The sequence below is a fragment of the Exiguobacterium sp. s26 genome (genome assembly GCF_018618235.1).
GTDB lineage: Bacteria > Bacillota > Bacilli > Exiguobacteriales > Exiguobacteriaceae > Exiguobacterium > Exiguobacterium chiriqhucha.
In genome coordinates this window covers 54,169-72,887 of record NZ_JACSLS010000007.1, presented here as the reverse complement: position 1 = coordinate 72,887, position 18,719 = coordinate 54,169, and the positions used below count along the sequence as shown (strand labels likewise).

At 52.8% G+C, this 18,719-nt stretch carries 13 protein-coding genes; 9 read left to right on the top strand and 4 right to left on the bottom strand.

Features of this window, described 5'->3' with window-relative positions; translation table 11 throughout:
• Positions 1-29 precede the first annotated feature (29 nt).
• Entirely contained in the window at positions 30-599 is a 570-nt protein-coding gene (locus KNP82_RS11585) for a TetR/AcrR family transcriptional regulator (protein ID WP_214755901.1), read from the bottom strand.
• A 122-nt stretch (positions 600-721) separates the two neighbouring features.
• Between KNP82_RS11585 and KNP82_RS11580 the strand changes: the two genes are divergently transcribed.
• The 6 genes from KNP82_RS11580 (at position 722) to KNP82_RS11555 (ending at position 10,406) form a co-directional block, all read left to right on the top strand.
• The gene (locus KNP82_RS11580) at positions 722-1,594 is read left to right on the top strand and encodes an ABC transporter ATP-binding protein (RefSeq protein ID WP_214799708.1); all 873 of its coding nucleotides are present in this window, start codon (positions 722-724) and stop codon (positions 1,592-1,594) included.
• On the top strand, positions 1,595-2,392 hold the full coding sequence (locus tag KNP82_RS11575) for an ABC transporter permease subunit (protein WP_214799710.1): 798 nt from the start codon (positions 1,595-1,597) through the stop codon (positions 2,390-2,392).
• A gap of 66 nt (positions 2,393-2,458) precedes the next feature.
• Complete coding sequence (locus tag KNP82_RS11570; RefSeq protein WP_058763538.1) at positions 2,459-3,271, top strand: aldo/keto reductase; 813 nt, start codon at positions 2,459-2,461, stop codon at positions 3,269-3,271.
• Positions 3,272-3,488: 217 nt separating this feature from the next.
• Positions 3,489-4,238 (top strand): TspO/MBR family protein, encoded by a 750-nt coding sequence (locus tag KNP82_RS11565; protein ID WP_214828084.1) that lies wholly within the window; start codon positions 3,489-3,491, stop codon positions 4,236-4,238.
• Positions 4,239-4,518: 280 nt separating this feature from the next.
• Positions 4,519-8,958: a glutamate synthase large subunit gene (gene gltB, locus KNP82_RS11560; protein WP_214828082.1), complete on the top strand. Its 4,440-nt coding sequence runs from the start codon at positions 4,519-4,521 to the stop codon at positions 8,956-8,958.
• A complete protein-coding gene (locus KNP82_RS11555) occupies positions 8,955-10,406 on the top strand; it encodes a glutamate synthase subunit beta (protein ID WP_214713682.1) in 1,452 nt (483 codons plus the stop codon). The genes gltB and KNP82_RS11555 overlap by 4 nt, the downstream gene beginning before the upstream one ends.
• A 149-nt stretch (positions 10,407-10,555) precedes the next feature.
• On the opposite strand, the gene KNP82_RS11550 is transcribed toward KNP82_RS11555, so the two are convergent.
• From KNP82_RS11550 to KNP82_RS11540, 3 genes are all read right to left on the bottom strand, one after another.
• Positions 10,556-11,875: a Na+/H+ antiporter family protein gene (locus KNP82_RS11550; protein ID WP_214828079.1), complete on the bottom strand. Its 1,320-nt coding sequence runs from the start codon at positions 11,873-11,875 to the stop codon at positions 10,556-10,558.
• Between the two features lie 145 nt (positions 11,876-12,020).
• Positions 12,021-12,734: a YebC/PmpR family DNA-binding transcriptional regulator gene (locus KNP82_RS11545; protein ID WP_214755907.1), complete on the bottom strand. Its 714-nt coding sequence runs from the start codon at positions 12,732-12,734 to the stop codon at positions 12,021-12,023.
• A 79-nt stretch (positions 12,735-12,813) separates the two neighbouring features.
• Positions 12,814-13,260 (bottom strand): MarR family winged helix-turn-helix transcriptional regulator, encoded by a 447-nt coding sequence (locus tag KNP82_RS11540; RefSeq protein WP_021067328.1) that lies wholly within the window; start codon positions 13,258-13,260, stop codon positions 12,814-12,816.
• Between the two features lie 386 nt (positions 13,261-13,646).
• Here KNP82_RS11540 and adhE point away from each other — a divergent pair, with 386 nt between their 5' ends.
• The 3 genes from adhE (at position 13,647) to KNP82_RS11525 (ending at position 18,585) form a co-directional block, all read left to right on the top strand.
• Positions 13,647-16,238: a bifunctional acetaldehyde-CoA/alcohol dehydrogenase gene (adhE, locus tag KNP82_RS11535; protein ID WP_214799720.1), complete on the top strand. Its 2,592-nt coding sequence runs from the start codon at positions 13,647-13,649 to the stop codon at positions 16,236-16,238.
• Between the two features lie 141 nt (positions 16,239-16,379).
• The gene (locus tag KNP82_RS11530; RefSeq protein ID WP_214755908.1) at positions 16,380-17,570 is read left to right on the top strand and encodes a zinc-binding metallopeptidase family protein; all 1,191 of its coding nucleotides are present in this window, start codon (positions 16,380-16,382) and stop codon (positions 17,568-17,570) included.
• 103 nt (positions 17,571-17,673) lie between these two features.
• Positions 17,674-18,585: an alpha/beta hydrolase gene (locus KNP82_RS11525; RefSeq protein ID WP_214755909.1), complete on the top strand. Its 912-nt coding sequence runs from the start codon at positions 17,674-17,676 to the stop codon at positions 18,583-18,585.
• The last annotated feature ends 134 nt before the right edge of the window (positions 18,586-18,719 follow it).

Here is an 18,719-nt window from a genome sequence, read left to right as displayed (position 1 = left end):
TATATACATAAGAAGGGGAAGGCGACTTTTTAGTTATGTTTCCGGATGATGCCGTGAAGGAAAAATCGGAAATAATCTTGCATCGAATCGGTCATCGGTGACGTCGACAGGCTCGGGTCGGATAAAATCGCCTGCTGCACGAGTTGGACGTACCGTATATACGAATCGGTCGACAGCTCCGGGTCGATGGCCCCGCTCGTCTTTCCATATTCAATCAATTGCCGGAATGCGGCGTAGCCTCGACCGGCCAACTGTTGCCACGATGGGTCCGCTTGAATCATTGTCGTGATCGTCTCGTCGAACAGCCCAGCCGTCTCAATTTTACGAGACAAAATCTCGATCAGCAATTGATCGAACGGGACATGGTCAGCGATTTGTGACTCAATCCATCCCATCTGTTCTTCCGTCATCTCGGTCAAGACGGCGATGATTACTTGTTCTTTCGATCCGAAATAATTATAAATCGATACCGGTGAGACCGACGCGGCGCGGGCAAGCTCGCTCACCGTGAAACGGGACTGTTTCACGGCCATCAGTCGAACGGCAGCGTCTAAAATCGCGCGTCGCTTCGTCTCGGTCCGTTTTGTGAATCCATCCATGGGCATCCTCGCTTCTTTTGTAGTTTTGTAACCAATATACCATTTCCATTTCAAAAAATAACGTGATATACTAGTTTTGTAATCATATAAACTATATATTTCAAAACTAAGGAGTGAGGACAGTGATTCAATTGAAAGGATTGACGAAACGGTTTGATTCATCCCACGGCATCTTCGACGTGTCGTTCACCGTCGAACCTGGTACCGTCTTCGGTTTCATCGGGCCGAACGGGGCAGGGAAATCAACGACGATTCGTCACTTGATGGGATTGCTCCACGCCGATTCCGGTATTGCCACCGTTATGGGTCACGACTGTTGGAACGAGAGCGAGACGGTGAAGGCGCTCGTCGGTTATTTACCGGGCGAAATCAATTACCCTCAGGATATGACCGGTGAGGACGTCATCCGTCTTACCCGAAAGCTTCATGCGACAAGTGCTGAGCGCGAACGGACGTTGCGTGACGTGTTCGCTTTTGACACATCGCTCAAAGTGCGTAAGATGTCGAAAGGGATGAAACAAAAGCTCGCCATCGTCACGTGTTTCATGAAAGATGTGCCCGTGTATATTCTCGATGAACCGACGAGCGGACTCGATCCGCTCATGCAGGAACGGCTCGTCGATTGGGTGATCTCGGAGAAGGCTGCGGGCAAGGCAGTGTTGATGAGTTCGCACCACTTTCCCGAGATGGAGAAGACATGCGACCGGGCCGCGCTCATCCGCGACGGTCGGATGATTATCGAAGCGGAGATGACAGAGTTGAAACGGCATAGTCAGAAGACGTATCGAATCGAATTGAAGGACGAGGTGGCAGCTCAGCGCTTGAGCGAAGAAATTGGTGTGCGGGACGGAGTGGTCGTCACTGTCAACTTGTCGACGGTCGAGGAGTTGAACGACTTGATTCATCGGCTCACTCGTCATGAGGTCCAATCGTTGTCGAGCGGCACCGACGAGCTTGAGCATCTATTCATGCAATATTACGGGGAGGCGAACTAAATGGTTCTCATTTCGGCACTGTTCAAACAAAACCGGAGCTGGATTTTTGGCTACTCGCTCGGGACGAGTCTCTACTTGTTCTTTTTGGCGGCGGTGTTCCCGTCTATCCAAGAGACGGGGCTGATTGAAGGCAAATTGGATTCGTTGCCACCTGAGCTGCTCGATGTGTTCAAAATCGATCCGAATATGGCGATGGACAACGTCATGAATTTATTGGCCGGCAATTACTATGGGCTCATCTTTTACGTGTTGGCGATTCTGTTCGCGCTCACATTCGCCTCACGGCTCATGGCCAAACCAGTCGACTCTGGCGAGGTCATGCTCTATTTGGCCGCACCGATTTCGCGCAGCGGTTACGTGACGGCCAGTCTGATCGTGCTCTTGATGGCGTCAACCTTGCTCGTCGGACTGAATGGGCTTAGTCTCATGCTCGCCAACGTGTTGTTTGATTTACAGATTGACCTCGGCTTATTGTGGACACTTCAGTTGAACGCGGGTCTGATGCTGCTCGTGCTCGGAACGCTCGCTTATGTGCTCGCGAGCCTGTTCGACGACAGTTCGCGGTCCTACATGGTCACGGGAGGGATATTCGCCCTCTTCTTAATGGCGAACGTGTTCTCGGGATTTAGTGACCAGCTCGACTGGTTGAATGCGCTGTCGATTTTCTCGTTGTTTGACGCCAACGCACAAATCCAAGGGGATTCCACGCTTCGTTCTTTCTTCTTGTTGGCGGGGATTCTCGTCGTCGCAATGCTCCTATCTTATGGACGCTTCACGCGAAAAGATTTGACGATTTAGTTTTTCGAAATAGAATGACGGGTATGATACAATCAGCTCGAACAGATTGGAAAGGGGAATGATTGTATGCAACTCGCAACGTTACGCAACGGTGTCAAAATTCCAATGATCGGCTTTGGGGTATGGCAAGTCGACAACGAGACGGAGGCGCCACAGGCCGTCGCCGAGGCACTCAAAGTCGGATATCGCCATATCGATACGGCAGCCGTCTATAAGAATGAAGAGGGTGTCGCCAAAGGGATTCAAGAATCAGGCGTCGCTCGTGAAGATATCTTTTTGACGTCGAAGATTTGGAACGAAGACATTCGCCAACGCCGGACGAAAGAGGCGTTTGACGAATCACTCGCTCGACTCGAGACTGACTATTTAGATCTTTGTCTGCTCCACTGGCCAGTCGACGGGTTCGTCGAGGCATGGAAAGATTTGATCGATCTCTATGAGGCCGGTAAAATCAAGGCGATCGGCGTGTCGAACTTCAAAGAGCATCATCTCGAGACGTTGAAACAGGAAGGTCTCATGACGCCGCTCATCAACCAAATCGAGCTCCATCCGCAACTCCCGCAACCTGATCTCGTCGAATATTGCCAAGACGAGGGCATCCAAGTCGAGGCATGGAGCCCGCTCATGCAAGGGAAGTTTCTCGATATCCCGGCCTTTGCCGAGATTGCTGAGAAACATGGGAAGACGCCGGCTCAAGTCGTGCTTCGCTGGCATTTAGACACGGGGAACGTCGCGCTTCCGAAATCGGTCACACCGCACCGGATTCAAGAGAACTTCGATGTGTTCGACTTCGCGCTCGATGCAGACGATTTGGCAAAAATCGATGCCGTGGCAACACATGACCGTCTCGGTCCAGACCCGGACGAGATTGATTTCTAAACAATTGATGCTTTTGTCCATGAACTCAGGTGGGCAATCTCGAATGTGGTGACACTGCCGCTTCTTCGAAACGACTCCGGTTAAGGCCGGGGTCGTTTTGTTATGTGTCTAACGATTTATTTAGGAACAAGTCGAGAAGTGTATGAGCGTTGGCACATGGGTATAGAAAACTATGCTAAAAAAGGAGGTGTCAGGTCTTCTTCGGAGGATCGTACTTATGGACTTATCAAAATGGCCTTTAATCAACTGGCTGGCATTTTTGGCGACGGTCGTCATCAACTACTTCGCGAGCGGTGAAAACGCTGCTGTGTCGGACCGCATCGACATTTATTTCAAACCGGCTGGCTATGCGTTCTCAATTTGGGGTGTGATTTATATCGCGCTCGCCGTCTGGCTCGTCTTGCAATTGAAGAAAGGGTCGGTCGCGAACCGGCAGGCGAATCGGATGAAAGCGGGCTTTCTTGTCTCGTGCATCTTGAACGGCCTTTGGTTGCTCACGTTCACGAACGAGTGGTTCATCGCCTCGCTCGTCGTCATGGTCGCTTTCTTGGCGACGCTCGCCTGGCTCTATTACATCGCCTTCCGGACGTCGACGAGCTGGCTCGACCGGTTCCCATTCTCGATATATATCGGCTGGGTGTCCGTCGCGACGATCGTCAACGTGTTCGTCGTCATGAATCGGGAGCGGGCCACAACCGTGCTCGGACTCGACGAGCTTGCTTGGACGTCGCTCATGCTCATGGTCGGGGTCGTCCTAGCACTCGTCTTCATGTGGTGGCATCGTGACTTCATCTATCCGCTCGTCTTCGTCTGGGCGTACATTGCCATCTTCGCGCGAATCGAGGAAGCGACGCTTTACGTCGTCCTCGTCAGCGCCTTGATTTTGCTCACGCTCGGTTATGTAGGCTTGATCATTTGGAAGAAGCCACGGGCATTTTTACACCATTCTCGCAAGACGGTCGAATAAGTTGGTTGAAGTTGAAGCGGTAGCCTAATTTGGTTATCGTTTTTTCTTGTGAATATTTAAGTTCTTGTGAACCTATATACTAATATATTTGATGGATAATTATTCTTTATAGATTATAAGTGGTTTTCATTAATAGCTTGATAAAGCTAATGAATCCGCTTTCAATTATGACTTTGACGATTTGTGTTATGCAGAATAGTATACAACCCACTTGATTTATCAGAATATTTAGAACAAAATAAAATTTACGAAACAAGATCGAGAGAGAGGGGTTGATTCGATGAAGCGAACAGGCTTGTACGATTCACGATTCGAAAAAGACGCATGTGGCATTGGGCTATATGTCAACCTAAATGGAGAGAAAAAACATGACATCGTTAGTAAATCGCTGTCGATGCTCTGCAAGCTAGAACACCGAGGCGGGCAAGGCGTCATCGATGCCGGTGACGGCGCGGGAATCATGACCGAGCTGCCGCACGAACTGTTCCTGGAGACGATGAATTTGCCGACACCAGGTCGCTATGCCGTCGGAATGGTCTTTTTCCAACCGGATGAGTCGAGACTGCAGGATAAGCAACGTCAGATGGAAGCGATTGCCGACGAATTTGATTTCGCGACCATCGCCTGGCGCGAAGTCCCGGTCAATCCAAATGCGATCGGTGAGCATGCCCGCGTGACACAGCCGACCATCTACCAATGGTTCGTCTCGTGCCCGTTCGCGGACTATGACTCAAACGAGCGGACACTCTATCAGCTCCGGCGGACGATTGAAAAGACCGAAGCGTTGAACCTGTACATGCCGAGCTTGTCGACGAAGACGATCGTCTACAAAGGGATGCTCACGCCGGAACAAATCGAGCGCTTTTATCTCGATTTACAGGCGCCGTCCTTCAAGAGCACGTTCGGCATCGTCCATTCCCGCTTCTCGACGAACACGTTCCCGTCATGGGAGCGGGCTCATCCGAACCGCATGATCGTCCATAACGGGGAAATCAATACGCTCCGCGGAAACATCGATGCGATGCGGGCTCGTGAAGGCGTGACCTCGACCGATTTGTTCGAGGATGTCAATCAGCTGTTCCCGGTCCTTCAAGAGACGGGAAGCGACTCGTCGATGCTCGACAACGCCTTCGAGTTCTTCACACGCACCGGACGTTCCATCGCCCATACGGCGATGATGCTCATCCCTGAGCCGTTCGCGGAAGTAAAAATAGACCCGTTCAAAAAAGACTTCTATCAATATCATTCGTCGATCATGGAGCCTTGGGATGGGCCGACCGGTGTCGTCTTCACGGACGGCCGTCAAATCGGGGCCATCTTGGATCGAAACGGACTACGACCGATGCGCTATATCGAGACACTGGATGGTGAGCTCATTTTGTCGTCAGAGAGCGGCGTCATCCCGGTACAAGCCGAGAACGTGAAGTCGAAGCAACGACTCCGTCCTGGGCAGCTGTTATTAATCGACTTGGAGTCGAAACGACTCATCCCGGACGCGGAAATCAAACAGACGATCGCACGGGCCGAGCCTTACGGTAAATGGTTGAAGCAGATGACCGAGCTCAGCGATGGACCGGTCGACGAGCCGTTCGTCGCCGACCTGCATCGGAAGCAACGTGCGTTCGGATACACGAAAGAGGACATTGAACAATATCTCGTCCCGCTCATCCTCGAGAAAAAGGATCCAATCGGGTCGATGGGACATGACCAACCGGTCGCGGTGTTGTCTGAGCGGCCACGCTCTTTGTTCCATTACTTCAAACAGCACTTCGCCCAAGTCACGAACCCGCCGATCGATGCATTGCGTGAGAAAATCGTCACGGCGACATTCACATGGCTCGGGCCACAAGCGAACCCGGTCCATACCGGCCGTGGTCATGCCCGTCGCGTCTGGCTCAAGCACCCGTTCCTCGATGCGGTCGCACTCGAAAAAGTGAACGAGACGTTGCGCGTCGAACGGGTCGATACGTCATATACACACGATTTGGAGGCTTCGTTAGAGGCGTTGTTCGGGCGAGTCGAGGCGCTCATCCGCGACGGTGCCGACGTCATCGTCTTGTCGGACCGAAACATGAATGAAGATATGCTCGCGATGCCAGCGCTCCTCGTATTGAGCGCCGTCCACCAGCACTTGATTCGCGTCGATCTACGGGCATCCTGCAGTCTCGTCTCTGAGAGCGGTGAAGTTCGCGAGGTCCATCAAGCGGCCGCCTTAATCGGTTACGGCGCCGACGCCGTCTATCCGTATCTCGCCTATGCGACAATCGCCGAGGCGGTCGAAGCCGGTCAACTTTCGTACTCGTTCGATGAGGCGGTCCGCCGCTATCAGACGGCCTCAGTCGACGGCATCGTGAAAATCATGTCGAAGATGGGCATCTCGACCGTACAAAGTTACCGCGGTGCCCAAATCTTCGAGGCGGTCGGCATCGACCGCGCCTTGATTGAACGCCATTTCCGTGGGACGACGTCACAGTTGTCCGGTGTCGGTTTCACCGAACTTGAAGACGAGTCGCGCCGGCAGCACGAATCCGCCTATAAGCGCGAGAGACCACTCGAGGCCGGGACCGACTTCCAGTGGCGCGCCGATGGGGAAGAGCACGCCTTCAATCCGAAGACGATTCACCTCTTACAACGAGCCTGCCGCGAGAACGAGCGCCGGTATTATGACGCCTACGTCAAGCTCCATGAGTCATCAGGTCAATTCTTGCGCCAATTGTTCGCATTTAAACAACAGGATGCAATTCCGCTCGACGAGGTCGAGTCGGTCGCATCGATCGTCAGTCGCTTCAAGACGGGAGCGATGTCGTTCGGATCTTTGTCAAAAGAGGCCCATGAAACACTCGCCATCGCCATGAACCGAATCGGCGGCAAGAGTAACTCAGGGGAAGGCGGGGAAGACCGGAAGCGGTTCACCCCTGACGAGGACGGCAGTGAACGCGTCAGTCGCATCAAGCAAGTCGCGAGTGGACGTTTCGGCGTGACGGCCGAATACTTGTATCACGCCGATGAGATTCAAATCAAGATGGCGCAAGGGGCGAAACCGGGTGAGGGCGGACAATTGCCCGGGAACAAAGTATATCCATGGGTCGCCGAAGTGCGCGGCTCCGTCCCAGGTGTCGGTCTCATCTCGCCGCCACCACACCACGACATCTATTCGATTGAAGATTTAGCGCAACTCATCTTCGACTTGAAGCATGTCAATCCGAACGCGAAAATCAGCGTCAAACTCGTCTCGAAGTCAGGCGTCGGGACAATTGCAGCCGGTGTCGCCAAGGCAAACGCCGATACGATCGTCATCAGCGGTTATGACGGTGGAACCGGGGCGTCGCCGCGGACGTCAATCAAGCATACGGGACTCCCGTGGGAGCTCGGTCTGCTCGAGACGCACCAGACGCTCGCGTTGAACGGGCTTCGGGGCCGCGTCACGCTCGAGACTGACGGCAAACTCATGACCGGACGCGATATAGTCCTCGCCGCCATTTTCGGTGCCGAGGAATACGCATTCGCGACGGCACCGCTCGTCGTGCTCGGTTGCATCATGATGCGGGCGTGTCACCTCGATACGTGTCCTGTCGGTGTCGCGACCCAAGATCCGGCGTTGCGTGCGAAGTTCATGGGGAAACCCGAACATGTCGTCAACTTGATGACGTTTCTCGCCGAGGAAGTAAGGGAGATTTTAGCCTCGCTCGGAGCGACCTCGCTTCGTGACGTCATCGGTCGGACCGATTTATTGGAGGAGAGTGCCTGGAAACAAGCTCATCCGAAAGCGAAAACGCTCGATTTGACGCCGATGTTGTCGATTCCGACGGCTTTGCCGGAGAAAGAGGAGTTGGCCCATCCGGCCTATCAGTCGTATGATCACCGCAAATTGATTCCAGCCGTCTCGCGTTCCATCAAATCGCTCCAACCGACGTTCTTCGTCGGACGTGTCCGCAATACGGACCGCGCCGTCGGAACGATGCTCGGTCATGAAGTGACGAAAGTGCATGGCAACGTCGGACTCGCCGAGGACACGATTTCACTCCGACTCAGCGGCTCGGCCGGACAAAGCCTTGGTGCCTTCTTGCCGAACGGGATCACCATCTCGGTTATCGGCGACGCCAACGACTATGTCGGGAAAGGCTTGAGCGGCGGAAAGCTCGCCGTCATCGCCGAGAAACATGCCCCGTTCGAAGAGAGTGAACAAGTCATCGCTGGGAACGTCTGTCTCTACGGGGCGACGTCCGGGATGGCGTTCTTCAACGGTCACGTCGGAGAACGGTTTGCCGTCCGTAACTCGGGTGCCGTCGCCGTGACCGAAGGGGTAGGCGACCATGGCTGTGAATATATGACCGGCGGCACGGTCGTCGTACTCGGGGATGTCGGACGTAACTTTGGGGCCGGGATGTCGGGCGGGGTCGCCTATCTGTACGGGGACCAAGCGTACGAACAGCTCGTCAACCAAGAGCTCGTCTCGGTCGACCGTGAATTGACCGACGAGGATGCCGAACAGATTTACGCACTGCTCGAGATGCACCAGTTCCATACGGACAGTGTCAAAGCGAGAGCCGTGCTCGAGGGGTTCGAGCAAGAACGCAAACGTTTCGTCAAAATCGTGCCGCGTGACTATGCGAACGTGCTTGACGTCATGCGTCACATCGAGGCGACGCGTCCGGAATTGAGTGACGCCGACCGTGCCCTCGAACTATTCCGTGTCGTGACTGAAGGAGGGGGAGTATGAGACATAAATTTATCGATATCCCACGACAGACATTGCCGGAGCGTTCTGTCGTCGAACGGGTTCATGATTATAAAGAATACGCTTCCCGCATGGAAGACGGACCAATCGTCAAACAAGCCGAGCGCTGCATGGATTGCGGCACCCCGTTCTGTCACGTCGGGGACATGATCGGACAAGAGACGATCGGTTGTCCGATCCATAACTTGATTCCGGAGTGGAACAAGCTTGTCTCGGATCAAGATTGGTATCGGGCCTACGAGCGATTGATGGAGACGAATAACTTCCCGGAGTTCACGGGTCGTGTCTGTCCGGCGCCGTGTGAAGGCTCGTGTACGCTCGGCATCAGTGAGGACCCGGTCGCCATCAAATCGATCGAACGGACGATTATCGACCGGGCGTTCGAGGAAGGCTGGGTCAAACCTCGTCACGTCGAGAAACGGACCGGACGCCGTGTCGCCATCATCGGTAGCGGGCCGGCCGGGCTCGCGGCGGCCGATCAGTTGAATCAGCTCGGTCATGCGGTCACGATTTATGAGAAAGCGGATGAGGCGGGCGGCCTGTTGTTCTATGGCATCCCGAACATGAAGCTCGAGAAAGATGTCGTCCGGCGTCGTGTACGTTTACTCGAGGCGGAGGGGATCCGCTTCAAGACGGGCGTCAACGTCGGGACCGATGTGACGATTGAGTCACTCCGTCACACTTACGATGCCGTCATTCTCGCGACGGGGGCTCAAAAGCAACGTACGCTCGGCATCGATGGGGATGATGCCACAGGCGTTGAGCCGGCGATGGATTATTTGACCGAGTCGACGCGTACGCTCGGCGGGAAATCGCTCGACGCCCGATACGACGCGAACGGGAAAGACGTCATCGTCATCGGTGGCGGTGACACGGGCGCGGACTGTGTGGCGACGGCGATCCGTCAAGGCGCCAAGTCGGTGACACAGTTTGGAAAGCACCCGGAGAAAGGCATGTTCCGGGCACCGGAACGGCCATGGCCGCTCCAGCCGGACACGTTGTCGACCGATTATGCCTATGCGGAAGCAATCGAACACTTCGACCGTGACCCGCGTACGTATTTGATTCGTTCGAACCGGGTCATCAAACAAGGGGATCAGGTCGTCGGGATTGAGACGGAACGGATGGAGAAAATCGTCAAACCGGACGGACAGGCGACATTCTTCGTCGTCGACGGTTCGGTCGAGACATATCCAGCCGATCTCGTGCTTGTCGCCATCGGATTCGAACGACCGGAACGTGAACTCCGGAAGGTCGGCATCGAGGCGAACCATGACTATACGTCGAACGTCGAAGGTGTGTTTGTCGCAGGGGATGCGAGACGGGGACAAAGTTTGATCGTTTGGGCGATCCGGGAAGGTCGCGAAGTCGCGGATACCGTCGACGGATACTTGAACACTTGTCAACAACAGCTAAAAACTTCATCATAAAAAGGAGCGACGCGATGTCGCTCCTTTTTTACATGGATATTTAGGAGGAGTTAGCAATGATTATCGAAATCCTCATGTATACCGGGATTTGGTTTTTACTCGTGCTCGTCTTGCTCGGCACGATTTACGCGCGGCGAAATCGGAAGTGATTACAATACCATGGCGGCAATCAAACCGAAGATGATGAGCGGGATATTGTAGTGGAGGAACGTCGGCCACACGGTCTCACGCAAGTGGTCGTGTTGACCGTCGGCGTTCAAGCCGCTCGTCGGGCCGAGTGTCGAGTCACTCGCTGGGCTACCGGCGTCACCGAGCGCACCGGCCGTCCCGATGATGGCGATTGTCGCCTCGACCGAGAAACCGTACTGGGTGCAAAGCGGGACGAAGATGGCCGCGATGATTGGAACCGTCGAGAAACTCGAACCGATGCCGAGCGTGATGACGAGTCCGACGAGGAGCATGACGAGGGCGGCTACAAATTGTGAGTCACCCATAATGCCGCTCGCACCACTGACGAGTGGTTCGATGGCACCGGTCGCGCGGATGACGGCGGCGAAACCGCTTGCTGCAATCATGACGAAACCGATAAAGGCCATCATGCGCATGCCGCTCGTGAAAATGTCATCGGCCTCTGACCAAGGGATGAGGCGAAGTAACGTCAACAAGATGAGTCCTGTGACGGCCGAGGCGATCATCGACTCGGTTTGAAGCTGTACGACGAGCACGACGAGGATGACAACGGCCGTGAGCCAAATCTTGAGCGGGCTCAACGTCCGGACCTCATAGTCGCTTGGTCCGAGTTGAATCGTCTCATACGAACGCGGCTTCCGATAGTGGAAGAAGGCGGTGATGAGACCGACGAGCATACCGAGGGCCGGGATGGCCATGATGCTGACGATGTTGACATCACCGACGGTCATGCCGTTCGTTTCCACGTTCGGCAGCAAAATCTCATTCAAGTAAATGCCGCCGAATCCGACCGGGAGTAACATGTACGGGGTGACGAGACCGAATGTGAGAATCGTCGCCACGAGACGGCGGTCGAGCTTCAACTCGTTAAACAGCACGAGGAGCGGCGGGATGACGATCGGGATGAACGCGATGTGAATCGGTAGCGCATTCTGCGAACTGATTGCTAGTAATAAGAGGAACGATAGCAACAATGCCTTGACCCGGGTCACACTTTTGCCTGTGACGTCGCGGCCTGACATGCTGATTAACTTTTCAGCCAGGACGTCTGGGAGCCCTGTTTTTGATAGACCGACGGCAAATGCGCCGAGCAACGCGTAACTGAGGGCGATCGTCGCACCTCCGCCGAGCCCGTCACTGAAGGCGGTCAACGTCTCATTAAACCCGAGACCTCCGACCAGACCACCGACGACCGCGGCAAGGATGAGCGATAAGACGATGTGAACTCGACTGATCGCAAGAGCGAATAATACGATAACAGCTAATAAGACAGCATTCATCATTTCCAACACCTTTCATTCAAAACTCTTTCTCTTGTTATCACTTTAATATGATAAAGACTTTTGAAATTTAACATACGTGTTTCGGGTTGTCAAATCGATTGTTCAAAAAAAGCGATAACTCCGAAAAGTTATCGCTCGTTCGTCATCCTTCAACGTTATGGTATACCTGGCGCACGTCTTCGAGGTCTTCGAGGACGTCGAGTAGTTTTTCGAACTGTTCTTTCGACTCGTTGTCGAGGGCAATCTCGTTTTGTGGCAGCATCGTCAACTCGGCGACCTCAAACGTCTCGATGCCTGCTGCTTTGAAGGCAGTCTGGACGGCATGGAACGCTTCTGGTTCCGCATAGACGATCACCGTCTCATCTTCTTCGATGACATCACGGACGCCGAGGTCGTGCTCCATCATGAGTTCGAGTACGTCGTCAGCAGACATGCCGTTGACACCGATGACAGCCGTCGCGTCGAACATGTAAGCGACTGACCCGCTGACACCCATGTTGCCGCCGTTTTTACCGAAAGCGGCGCGGACTTCAGACGCCGTCCGGTTGACGTTGTTCGTGAGCGTGTCGACGATGAGCATCGAGCCGTTCGGTCCGAATCCTTCATAGCGGAGCTCATCGAAGTTCTCTTCGTCGCCGCCCTTCGCTTTGTCGATGGCGCGGTCGATGATTGCGCGCGGGACGTTGTACGTCTTCGCTCGTTCGACGACGAACTTGAGTGCTTGGTTTGATTCTGGATCTGGTTCCCCTTGACGGGCGACTACGTAGATTTCACGGCCGAACTTCGCATAGATGCGACTCGTATTGGCGTCTTTTGACGCCTTTTTCTCTTTAATGTTGTTCCATTTACGACCCATTACATGTCATCTCTCTTTCCATTGTTCGATTGATTCATCCTCGATTATATAAGAAGACGTGGATGTTGACGAGCAAAAATCATCCCTCGCTTTTATCCATCTTCTCGACGATCTCCGTCAACGTCTTCAAACTGTCGATTAGGCGGTCCGTCTCTTCCTCGTTCAGAAACGCGAGACGGTCCTCGAACAGGCGACGGAACGAATCGCGACGCTCGCGGAGGACGAGTTCGCCCTTTTCGGTCAGTTGATTCCAGATGACACGACGATCGCGTTCGTCCGGGACGCGGGTGATGTAGCCCTCATCGACGAGCTTCGTGATGAGCGGCGTCACGTTCGGCGGGGCAATCGATAACGTCTCACTGATGTGTCCGTTCGTGACCGCGCCTTCATCTTCAATCAACATGAGGAGATGAAAGTGGGAAAAGTTTAAGTTTGGGATTTGCGGAAGGTCGGAACGACGTAATAACTTCCGGCGAATTAATGGGATCAGTTTTACGAACTGATCGGCTGCGTCTTGTCTCGGCATAATCATGTCACTTCCTAATTAGGTTCTTTCTTCATTATACACGACCGAGCGCAGGGTGGACGACCAATCCTCATCCCGTGACATTTTGCACAGCGCATTCGCCTCATCATGGACACAATAGATGAAAGCGTTTACATATCGCATATGCTTTATTTTCATGAAAACGCATTCGATTTTACTGAGCGTCATATGAAAAAGCAAGACCTATCCTCATTCTCCTAAAAAATATTGTGAAAGAGTTCACATTGTTGTCACGCACAAAATGCGAGAAACGTTGTATTCTATGAATGTGAAGGAAAGCACAAACTCTTCTCAAACCAACTGATTGCCCCGTGCTCTCCATCAAGTCAACAGTATAAGCTCTCATTCATGAGGAGGAAACCAACATGGCAGTTAAAGAGAAAGCAGTAGTAGAAACATCAGCAGAACAGATGGTCGACACGCTCGTCACTAGAGCCCACACGGCGCTCGAGACATTGATGACGTTCGACCAAGAGAAAATCGATGCGATTGTTCAAGCGATGGCGTTAGCCGGTCTCGAACAACACGTCGCCCTCGCGAAACATGCATATGAAGAAACAGGTCGCGGTGTGTTTGAAGATAAAATGATCAAAAACATCTTTGCGACAGAATATATTTATAACTCACTCCGTGGCGAGAAGACGGTCGGCGTCATCGAGGACGATGAGCAAAACGGCATCACGTACATCGCAGAACCAGTCGGAGTCGTCGCCGGGGTCACACCGGTCACGAACCCGACATCAACGACGATGTTCAAAGCAATCATCGCCATCAAAACACGTAACCCGATCATCTTCGGTTTCCACCCGTCGGCACAACAGTGTTCAAGTGAAGCGGCACGCATCCTTCGTGACGCAGCCATCGAAGCGGGAGCTCCGGAACACTTGATTCAATGGGTTGAAAAACCGTCACTCGACGCGACGAAAGCGCTCATGAACCACCCAGGAGTCGCCATGGTCCTCGCAACTGGTGGAGCGGCGATGGTCAAATCAGCCTACTCGACTGGTAAACCAGCCCTTGGCGTCGGTCCTGGTAACGTTCCGGCCTACATCGACAAAACAGCAAAAGTAAAACGTGCCATCTCGGACGTCATCTTGTCGAAAACGTTCGATAACGGGATGATCTGTGCATCTGAACAAGCGATTATCGTCGACCAAGAAGTGTACGAAGAAGTGAAAGCCGAAATGACGGCGCTCGGTTGCTACTTCTGCTCACCAGAAGAGAAAGCAAAACTCGAGACACTCGTCATTAAAACAGACTCTTGTGCGGTCAACCCGGAAATCGTCGGGAAGCCTGCAGCCTGGATCGCCGAACGAGCTGGACTCACAGTCCCGGCCGATACGAAAATCTTGATCGCCGAACTCGAGACGGTCGGTGCGACAGAGTTGCTCTCACATGAGAAACTCAGCCCAGTACTCGGAGCCTACAAAGTCCAATCGCGTGAAGAAGGATTCGCCATCGCTGAGAAGATGCTTGAAATCGGTGGTCTCGGACATACGGCAGCCATCCACTCGACTGACGACGCCGCCATCCTCGCATTCGGACTCCGGATGAAAGCTTGCCGCATCATCGTCAACTCGCCAACGGCACACGGCGGGATCGGTGATCTCTATAACGAAATGACACCATCACTCACACTCGGTTGTGGGTCGTACGGTAAAAACTCCGTCTCTGAGAACGTGACGGCGAAACATCTACTCAACGTGAAAAAGGTGGCGAGACGTCGCGTGAATATGCAATGGTTTAAAGTCCCTGAAAAGATTTACTTTGAGAAAAACTCGGTCCAATACCTTCAATCGCTCACATCGAAAAAACGGGCGATGATCGTCACGGATGAAATGATGGTCAAACTCGGATTTGCTGATAAAGTCGTCAAAAACTTGCCGGCTGGCGTCGAGTACCGCATCTTCGACCAAGTCGAGCCAGACCCGTCAGTTGAGACGGTCATGCGCGGTGCCGAAGCGATGCGTCACTTCCAACCAGATATGATTATCGCCCTCGGCGGTGGATCACCAATGGATGCTGCGAAAGGCATGTGGCTCTTCTACGAACGCCCAGAAGAGAAGTTCTCGAACCTTCGCCAAAAATTCATGGATATCCGCAAGCGGACGTACAAATTCCCGACGCTCGGTAACAAGTCGATGTTCGTCGCCATCCCGACAACATCAGGTACGGGTTCTGAAGTGACACCGTTCACGGTCATCACGGATAAGAAACGCAACGTCAAATACCCGATCGCTGACTATGCGATTACACCGGACGTCGCCATCGTCGACCCTGAGTTCGTCATGACGGTCCCAGCTTCAATCACGGCGGATACAGGAATGGACGTGTTGACACACGCCATCGAAGCGTACGTTTCGGTCATGGCAAACGACTATACGGATGGACTCGCGCTTCGTTCGATGAAGATGATTTTCGATTACCTCCCGAAAGCGTATGAGAACGGCAGTGACGCCGAAGCACGTCAGAAAGTCCACAACGCATCAACAATGGCTGGTATGGCTTTCGCGAACGCGTTCCTCGGTATCAACCACTCGATCGCACACAAAATCGGTGGCGAGTTCCATGTCCCACACGGACGGACGAACGCGATCCTTATGCCGCACGTCATTCGCTATAACGCGACACGCCCATCGAAACTCGCGGCGTTCCCGAAATATGAGTCATTCATCGCCGACGAGCGTTACGCTGAAATCGCGCGCTACCTCGGACTTCCAGCCAGCACGACGGAAGAAGGCGTCGAGTCGCTCATCCAAGCGATCATCGAGCTCGGTCAGCGCTTGAACATCAAACTCTCGTTCAAAGCCCAAGGCATCAAGAAAGCGGACCTCGACGCGAAAGTCGACAAGATGGCAGTCGACGCGTTCGAAGACCAATGTACGACGGCTAACCCGAAAATGCCGCTCGTTGAAGAATTGAAAGAGATCATGTACGCTGCTTACGAAGGCGTATAAGTCTTGCACCAATCAAACGGTTTCCCTCGTTCGGAGGGAGGCCGTTTTTTTGTGAAAAAGAAATATAAAATTGTCAGATCACTTAATATAATAGGATAATACAACCATTTATTGGTGAGTTTTTTTGATGGAGATACGCAGATGACAATTATGTACAGCTTACTGTCGGCACTATTTACCGTTTTTCTTTATTTCAATCCGCTTTCATCAACAAGTCCATATGAAACGGCTGAATATTTTGCGTCACAAGATCGGGATGCAGATAGTTACGATAGTTTTGAGTTTTTTGACACATTTGGTACAGAGCTAGAAGTGAGTGCGAAGCGTGTCGTTCATTACGTGGAGCGCTCTACTTATTGGACGGACATTTATCTAGGCGACGATTATTTTGAAGGATATTCGAGCATGGCGCTCGAACAGGAGATCAAAGGTGAACTTTTACATATGAACTGGGATGACCCCATCGAACAAGTGGAAGGCAAAGTGATTGTGTTACCGATGACAGACACTTCTCTCGAAAAGTCGCATACGGCCTATACGTCAGATTATTACGGGGTCATCGATAATGATGAAGCGGCCAACCGTTACTTAGGTAAACTCGCTGAAGCAGGGGCAGCCGGTTACGTCATTACACCGCATCCGAATGAACCGGATGAGAGCGGCTTCGTGATTGTTTCCTATACATTACCGATTGGGGGTACCGGAGTCGATGGAGAGGCGGCCAAAGCTTTTCGTGATGGCGAAATGATTGTCATCGAACCGTACTGCGAAGAAATACCGTACATAGAGTATGTTCAACAAGGGGAAGGGGATGAAGAAATTGTCATCATGTCTCGCCTTGACGCTTCGTGGAAAGGGGATCATGTCCTCTCAAGCGTTAGTGGGTCTTCCGTCCTTTATCATTTATTAGAAAAGATGGACGGTGTGAAAACCGATGCCACAATCCGCTACGTTTTTTTAAATGGTAGTGGGTTTGGAGAAGAGGCAAGTGATGACTATCTCGCTCGATTGAAAGAGCGTCAACCATCGGTAAAGACGATTCTGCAGTTAGATGCCATGGGAACGGGCGACGACCCACTTTACATTCGAACGATCGGGATGAAACGCCACTCCTTTTTAGAGACAGAACCGTTCGACGCACTTGATGTGACGATATTAGGCAGTTCAAGTCTGGACAGCTACGGAGAAGCTGACTTACCTCTGGCCGTCCTGAGCGATTCGCGGTTGGCAGTTTATGACTTGCATACTGAATACGATAATCTAGATCGTCTATCCAATGAAGTGATGGAAGAGCAAGTTGAATGGCTGAAGCAGTGGCTGATCACTCAATGAAACGATTTTCCCCGAGACGTTCCTAATAAGAACGTCTTTTCTTTACGGATAAACACTCGTCCTCTCTTAAATACTTCGGTATGATGAAAGGGGAGGCGATACGATGGAACGACAACTGAACGTGACAACGAATTATGGACAACTGGCCGGTACGTGGATGACCCACGGCGAACCCCGTAAGACGGTCGTCCTGCTCAGCGGGAGTGGGCCGAGCGACCGGGACGGCAATTTGGGACCATCCCAATTCGGCACGTATAAAAAACTGGCCGAGGCGCTCTTTAAGATGGGTGTCAACGTCTACCGGTATGACAAACAAGGCATCGGTGAATCGGACGGTGATTTCAATAAAGTCGGGCTGCACGACCTGGTGACAGATGCGATCACCGTCGTCAACGTCATCAAACAGGAGCCGGACGCAGGGGACATGTATGTGCTCGGTCACAGCGAAGGGGCCGTCATCGCCCCGGCGGTCCAGCTAGAGACGAACGCGGCCGGACTGATTCTTCTTGCCGGATTCAACGATTCCTCGAAGAAGATGTTCTTGCTGCAAGCCGACGCACTCGCAACTGAAGTCGGTTCGGTGAAAGGACTCAAGGGCGTGTTCTATCGATTGACCGGCGTCCCGAAGAAGATTCGCCAGCGCCAAGACGATTTGCTTGAACGGTCGTTACGGACGAACGTCGCCGCCTTCAAGTACCGCGGCCAAGTCGTCAACGCCAAATGGATTCGCGAGCATGCATCCTATGACGTCCGGGAGCGGCTCGAACATGTGCGTGTTCCCGTGCTCGCCCTGACCGGCGACCGCGACGTCCAAGTCCCACCGGAGCACGTCCATTCGATTCGGACGAAAGGGGACGTCGACAGCCACATCATCCATGACATGAACCACTTGCTCGTCGAACGGACGAGTCCGCACGCGCTCCTCACGTTGCATAAGGAATATCGGGACGCCATTGAGGCGCCGCTTCATCCCGAACTCATCCGCCGATTGAACGATTGGTTGATGAAACGATAATGAACTGTCAAAAACGGTCACTAAGTGACCGTTTTTTATGTTATAATTGTGACAACGTAAAAAAAGATGAATGTTTTTGAATGTTTATGATTGTTTTTTAAATGAAAACGCTTTATATTAGAGCTACGGAGGGA

Bases quoted from the DNA above. Each gene is read 5' to 3' on its own strand.
- KNP82_RS11525 (WP_214755909.1), top strand. From the start codon at position 17,674: ATGGAACGACAACTGAACGTGACAACGAATTATGGACAACTGGCCGGT.
- KNP82_RS11575 (WP_214799710.1), top strand. From the start codon at position 1,595: ATGGTTCTCATTTCGGCACTGTTCAAACAAAACCGGAGCTGGATTTTT.
- KNP82_RS11555 (WP_214713682.1), top strand. From the start codon at position 8,955: ATGAGACATAAATTTATCGATATCCCACGACAGACATTGCCGGAGCGT.
- adhE (WP_214799720.1), top strand. From the start codon at position 13,647: ATGGCAGTTAAAGAGAAAGCAGTAGTAGAAACATCAGCAGAACAGATG.
- KNP82_RS11545 (WP_214755907.1), bottom strand. From the start codon at position 12,734: ATGGGTCGTAAATGGAACAACATTAAAGAGAAAAAGGCGTCAAAAGAC.
- KNP82_RS11565 (WP_214828084.1), top strand. From the start codon at position 3,489: ATGGACTTATCAAAATGGCCTTTAATCAACTGGCTGGCATTTTTGGCG.
- gltB (WP_214828082.1), top strand. From the start codon at position 4,519: ATGAAGCGAACAGGCTTGTACGATTCACGATTCGAAAAAGACGCATGT.
- KNP82_RS11540 (WP_021067328.1), bottom strand. From the start codon at position 13,260: ATGCCGAGACAAGACGCAGCCGATCAGTTCGTAAAACTGATCCCATTA.
- KNP82_RS11550 (WP_214828079.1), bottom strand. From the start codon at position 11,875: ATGAATGCTGTCTTATTAGCTGTTATCGTATTATTCGCTCTTGCGATC.
- KNP82_RS11570 (WP_058763538.1), top strand. From the start codon at position 2,459: ATGCAACTCGCAACGTTACGCAACGGTGTCAAAATTCCAATGATCGGC.
- KNP82_RS11530 (WP_214755908.1), top strand. From the start codon at position 16,380: ATGACAATTATGTACAGCTTACTGTCGGCACTATTTACCGTTTTTCTT.
- KNP82_RS11585 (WP_214755901.1), bottom strand. From the start codon at position 599: ATGGATGGATTCACAAAACGGACCGAGACGAAGCGACGCGCGATTTTA.